This window comes from uncultured Limnohabitans sp. (genome assembly GCF_937889215.1).
Classification (GTDB): Bacteria; Pseudomonadota; Gammaproteobacteria; order Burkholderiales; family Burkholderiaceae_C; genus Limnohabitans_A.
This window is the reverse complement of record NZ_CALBEX010000450.1, coordinates 1-5,607: the sequence shown is the minus strand read 5'-3', so window position 1 is coordinate 5,607 and position 5,607 is coordinate 1. Positions and strand designations below refer to the sequence as shown.

6 protein-coding genes are annotated in these 5,607 nt (G+C 60.5%); 3 read left to right on the top strand and 3 right to left on the bottom strand.

Annotation, left to right across the window (positions count from 1 at the left end; translation table 11 throughout):
• A partial coding sequence (locus Q0341_RS11465; protein WP_299513379.1) for a tripartite tricarboxylate transporter substrate-binding protein occupies window positions 1–411 on the bottom strand: 411 nt, incomplete at its 3' end.
• A gap of 179 nt (window positions 412–590) precedes the next feature.
• On the opposite strand from Q0341_RS11465, the gene Q0341_RS11460 reads away from it, so the two are divergent.
• Together Q0341_RS11460 and ycaO are read left to right on the top strand one after the other, a co-directional pair.
• Window positions 591–1,769, top strand: coding sequence for a YbfB/YjiJ family MFS transporter (locus Q0341_RS11460; protein ID WP_299513377.1), 1,179 nt, complete (start codon window positions 591–593; stop codon window positions 1,767–1,769).
• Window positions 1,770–1,845: 76 nt separating this feature from the next.
• Window positions 1,846–3,591: a 30S ribosomal protein S12 methylthiotransferase accessory factor YcaO gene (gene ycaO, locus Q0341_RS11455; RefSeq protein WP_299513375.1), complete on the top strand. Its 1,746-nt coding sequence runs from the start codon at window positions 1,846–1,848 to the stop codon at window positions 3,589–3,591.
• Between the two features lies 1 nt (window position 3,592).
• Here the strand turns inward: ycaO and Q0341_RS11450 are convergent, their stop codons facing one another.
• Both Q0341_RS11450 and Q0341_RS11445 read right to left on the bottom strand, forming a co-directional pair.
• Complete coding sequence (locus Q0341_RS11450; RefSeq protein ID WP_299513373.1) at window positions 3,593–4,300, bottom strand: VOC family protein; 708 nt, start codon at window positions 4,298–4,300, stop codon at window positions 3,593–3,595.
• The gene (locus Q0341_RS11445; RefSeq protein WP_299513371.1) at window positions 4,297–4,848 is read right to left on the bottom strand and encodes a C40 family peptidase; all 552 of its coding nucleotides are present in this window, start codon (window positions 4,846–4,848) and stop codon (window positions 4,297–4,299) included. Before Q0341_RS11445 ends, Q0341_RS11450 begins: the two co-directional genes overlap by 4 nt.
• A 191-nt stretch (window positions 4,849–5,039) precedes the next feature.
• On the opposite strand from Q0341_RS11445, the gene Q0341_RS11440 reads away from it, so the two are divergent.
• A partial coding sequence (locus Q0341_RS11440) for an isochorismatase family protein (protein ID WP_299513369.1) occupies window positions 5,040–5,607 on the top strand: 568 nt, incomplete at its 3' end.

Sequence of the window (5,607 nt, the reverse complement as noted above, 5' to 3'; positions counted from 1 at the left end):
CACCACCAGCAAGTTGGGGGCCGAAGCCACCAGCGAGATGGGGCTGAAGTCCTTGACCATGTCATAGGGCATTTTTTCGTAGAGCGCCCCATTGATCGAGTGGGTGCCGACCGTGCCCATGACAAAGGTGTGGCCGTCGTTGGCGGCTTTGGCCACGTTGTCGGCGCCAATGTTGCCGCCCGCGCCGGGCTTGTTGTCGACCACGATCGGAAAGCCCAACTGCGCTTTTTCACTGAACAAGCGGGCCAAAATGTCGGGCGCTCCCCCGGATGGGAATGTCACCACCAGGCGCATCGGCTTGGTGGGAAAGGCTTGGGCCCAAGCGCCCGTGGCGGTCAGGGCGCAACAGCCCAGCAGGGCCAAGCCGAGGCTGCGGCGAATGGGGGAAATAAGGCGGTGAATGGCGGGCATGGTGGGTCTCCTTGTGCGTTCACTTTAGGCGGCGGCTGGCCTGCTCGCGATGGTGAAAACCCTTGCTCGATCGGGCTTGCTTGTCGTCTCGGCGACGCCCATTTGTGTTGCCAAGGCGTCATGCCGAGGCCAAGTGCCTCGCGCAAACCCCTCATTTGAAGGGATACTTGCCACTCCTCATGCAAAACACCCAAACACCGCGCCCACTCAAGCCTTGGCAAGTCATGCTGGGCGGTATTTTTGGCTTGGTGCTGAGCATTGGTATGGCCCGGTTTGCCTTCACCCCTTTGCTGCCCGCGTTGCAGTTGCAAACCGGATTGAGCGATGCCGGTGCTGGGGGCTTGGCCGCCATCAATTACGCCGGCTACATCTCGGGGGCCTTGGCCGCCGCTTGGATCGACGACGTTCGTTGGCGTCACCGGCTCTACAGCATGGGCTTGTGGTTGTCTTTGCTCACCGTGGCGGCCATGGCGATGTCGACCTGGATGCCCAGCTGGGTGCTGTGGCGGTATTTGGGCGGTTTGTGTGGTGCCACGGGCATGTTGCTGGGTGCGGGTTTGGTGCTGGGTTGGCTGATGCGCCAGGGCCGCCGGCCCGAGTTGGGGGTGCTGTTCATTGGCCTGGGTCTGGGCATTGTGGTGTCGGCGCTGGGGGCTTGGGGCGTGTCCCGAATTTGGTCGCTGTGGTCAGACCAATGGTTGGCCATGGCGGCGGTGGGCTTGGTGTTTTTTGTGCCAGCTTGGCTGTGGCGTCCACCTGTTCCACCTGCTGCGTTGGCAGCCAATGCTGCCCAGGTGGCGCCCAAAGTGTCTCGCCGTTGGATGCTGACCATGGCGGGCAGTTACTTTGCTGCGGGCTGGGGTTTTGTCATCAACGCCACCTTCACCGTGGCGATGGTCGAGCGAGAGCCTGCTTTGGCCGGGCAGGGCGCATTGGCTTGGGCCTTGGTGGGTTTGGCGGCCATGCCCGCTGTGTTTTTGTGGGACAAGGTGGCGCGGCGCTTTGGCGATACCCGGGCCTTGTTGTTGGCCTTCGGGCTTCAGACCGTGTCCATCGTGCTGCCCGCCGTTTCGGCCTCGTTGTTTGCGGCCTTGGCGGGAGCGGTGGGTTATGGCGCCACGTTCATCGGCATCGTCAGCATGACCTTGGCCTTGGTGGGGCGGCGTGCGCCGCAAAATCCGGGAAAGGCCATGGCCCGTTTGACGCTCAGCTATGGTGCGGCCCAGGTCGTCGCGCCTGTCGTGGCGGGGGCCATGGCACAGGCCACGGGCACGTTCAAAGGGGCGATTTGGCTGACGGCAGCGGTCATGGCAGCGGGCATGGCCTTGTTGGCCACCTTGCCCAAAGATCAGGACTGAGTCTTTTTTTGGGGCCATTGACGCGCAAAATGCGGGCTTGTCCGGTCCGGACGCTATTTCCAACAAGGCCCTTGCCGTGAACCTGCAAACTTATATCCCCGGCAAAGACGCCCCGCTGGAAGCCACCATTCAGAACCTGCAAGCCAAGCTGCAGGCGCTGGGCTTTCACATCGAAGAAAAAAGCTGGCTCAACCCGGTGGACGGCATTTGGTCGGTGCACATCCGCGACCGCGATTGCCCGATCTTGTTCACCAACGGCAAAGGTGCCACGCGTCTGGCGTGTTTGGCCAGTGCCTTGGGGGAGTTTTTTGAGCGCTTGTCGACCAATTATTTTTGGACCCACTTCTACCTGGGCCCGGACATCGCGAACCACGATTTTGTGCATTACCCGCAAGAGCGCTGGTTCGATTTGCCAGAAGACGATGTGTGGCCGCAAGGTTTGCTCAACCCGCAGTTGCATGCGTTTTACAACCCAGAGGGGACGCTGTCTGCGCGAAGCTTGGTGGAGTTCAATTCGGGCCACGAAGAGCGCGGCATTTGCACCTTGCCTTATGTGCGCCAGCGCGACGGCAGCACGGCGTTCATTCCGGTCAACATCATCGGCAATTTGTATGTGAGCAACGGCATGTCCGCGGGCAACACCGCGCCGGAGGCGCGGACACAAGCTTTGTCAGAGGTGTTTGAGCGTTACATCAAGGGCAAGATCATCAGCGAAGGCCTTTGTCTGCCCGATGTGCCCCAAGCCGTGATCAACCGATACCCGCGCATCGCTGCAGGCATTGCGGCCTTGCGTGCAGCGGGCTTTGGCATTTTGGTCAAGGACGCCTCTTTGGGCGGGCAATACCCGGTGATGAATGTGACCTTGTTGCACCCTGAAGACCAAGGCTGCTTTGCCAGCTTTGGCGCGCACCCGCGGTTTGAGGTGGCCCTCGAACGTGCCTTGACCGAGTTGCTGCAAGGCCGTGCGCTGGACACCCTCAAAGGCTTTCCGCCCCCCACGTTCGATCTCGAAGAGGCGGCGAGCGCCACCAACATCGAGATCCATTTTGTGGATTCAAGCGGCGTGATTCACTGGAACTTTTTGAGTGAAATCCCGGACCATGTTTTTGTGGATTGGAACTTTGCAAGCACCACAGCGCAAGACTACGAATGGTCTGTCAACAAGATCCACGAAGAGGGATTTGACATTTACGTGGCAGATTTTGAGCATCTGGGCGTGTACGGCTGCCGCATTTTGGTGCCCGGCATGTCCGAGATTTACCCGGTGGACGATTTGGATTTCGAGAACAACAGCATCGCCAACCCGATGCGCGAAGCCATTTTGAACCTGACCGATCTGGACGACGACGAGTGCGAAGATTTGTTGGCCACGCTCAATGAGTCGGGCTTGGCCGATCAGCGCCCGGTGGCGGCAGTCATTGGCTTGGCACCCGATGCGGGCAGTTTTTGGTCCGACTTGCGTGTGGGCGAACTCAAAACTTTGCTGGCGCTGGCCTCGGGCAACGAAGAGGCCACCCTTGAAGGCTGCGAGTGGATTCGCCACTTTGACCAACTCGCACCGCAGCGCAGGGCAGTTTATGCCTGTGTTGAAAATCTGATTCAGCTGTCTGACGGCGGCAGCACCGGCCCTTATTTGACGGCATTGCGCCAGCTCTACGGCGCAGCAGCGTTGGGGCAGGCGCAGGCTTTGATCGCCCAGACCGACCGGTTCATGGGCATTTCGGCACCCGGCTTGCAGCTGGAAGGCTGCGCCATGCACCAAAAGTTGCTCACCGCCTACGGCAAGGTGCAGGCGCTCAAGGCCCAGGCCTATCGGGCCTGAGTCAAACCCCCAGGCTTTGGAGTTGCACCAGGCCTTTGGGGGTTTGCAGCGTGGCCACCAGATTGGCGGGGCCCGCTTCGATGGCGATGTCCGACAAACCAATGGCCTCATAAGCGGCTTGCAGTTTGGCCGCGCTGGGGTGGTGCACGGTCAGGCTTTGCAGGGTGACCCCTGAGCGGGGCAGGCTGTTGCGCGGGTGCATGCGCAGCGGCTCGGCGGCATCGGGCTTGCCCCATTGAATCAGGGTGGGCAGACAGCCGTTGAACAAACGCTCACCGTCTTCGCGCACAGTGATTTGCCAGTGCAGCATGCCTTTGCTCGATTTGCGGCTGGCGTGCACCACTTGGCCGCGTTCCATGCCTTGGGTGCGCAGCACATGGCGTGCGGCCTTGACGTCGTCGGTGCTGCTCACAAAGTGAATCAACTGGGGGCCTTGGGCCACGGCTTTTTGCAAGGCCGCGTCGTCCATGTCGAACCAACGCGGCACTTGGGAACGTTTCGGAATCACGGCCGCTGGGTTGATGGCGATGATTTCGAAATAGGCCAAGGGAAATTGGGGTGAGGCGATTTTGAACAGGCGGTTGTGGGTGCCGTATTTTTCGTGCTCGCCACCGGGGCCTGGAGTGATGCCCAGGGTGTCTTCGCACCACTGCACGCCTTCGTCCAGAGATGCGGCCATCACCACGAGGTGATCAATTTGAGTTTTCATGGGTTTGTTGGTTCAGTGTCTAGCGGCACACGCCGGGCACCGTTGAAGCGATTTTTCCAGTAGGCCGTGCGCATGTCTTCAATTCTGACCGGTTGTCCGGGGCGGGGGGCGTGGATGAATTTCCCATCGCCCAGATACATGCCAACGTGGCTGAAGGCACGGCGCATGGTGTTGAAAAACACCAAATCACCCACCTGCAATTCTTTGCGGTCAATCACGTCTGTGGTACGGGCTTGGTCCACGGCCCGTCGTGGCAAGAGCTGCCCGACCGACTTTTCATACAGGTGGCGCACGAGGCCGCTGCAATCGAAACCGGTGACTTCACTGGTGCCGCCATAACGGTAAGGCACCCCAAGCAGGCCCATGGCCTGCGTGACGATCGACGAGGCGTGGTCGCTGGCTTTGTCTTTGGCCAGGTTCAGTTGGCCAGAGAGCTGCGACACCAGATCACGCTCAGCAAGCGGCTGGCCCAAGCCTTCTTCCAAAGGGTTTGACCAGGCCGTTGCGTTCAGGAACACGGCAAAATAAATCAGCAAAAACCAGCGCATAGCTTTTGAGCATAACGGATATTTTTACGCTGCCGATCAGCCTTTTAGGCGTGGGCCACTTGGCGTGGTTGATGCGCAGCCGGGGACAGAGCGTCTTGGCGGCCCCGTGTTTTGGCGTCGAACATGGGCCATGCACCGGGCACGGCGAGGGTGCTGCGACAATCCTGACCCAGAAACTCAAAGGACTGAACATGTTGATCGATGCAGATGCAAGCCAATTGGTGCTGGTGGATTTTCAGGCCCGACTGAAACCGGTGATGCTGGACGCCGATGCGGTCTGGGCCAACGCGGCCCGCCTGGCCACATTGGCTAAGGCGCTGGATGTGCCCACCTGGGGCACCGAACAAAATCCATCGCGTTTGGGTGAAATGCCCCCCGACATCCGCAGCCACTGCCGTCAGGTGCTGGCCAAAATGCAGTTCAGCGCGGTGGAAGAGGGGTTGGGCGAGTGGCTGCAGCCCGAGCCGCCCCAAGCCCCCAAGGGCAATGCACGCAGCTTGCCGCGCCATTTGCAAAAACCTCAACCCGGCACTGAGGAGCGCAAAACCATCGTGCTGGCGGGCTGCGAAGCCCATATTTGCCTGATGCAAACGGCCCTGGACTTGCTCGAAGACGAATTCGAGGTGTGGGTGGTGACCGATGCTTGCACCTCGCGCACAGAACGCAACCGAGACGCCGCCTACGACCGACTGGCCGGTGCCGGGGCCGAGTTGGTGACCGCCGAGATGGTGGCGTTTGAGTGGATTCGCACGGCCGAGC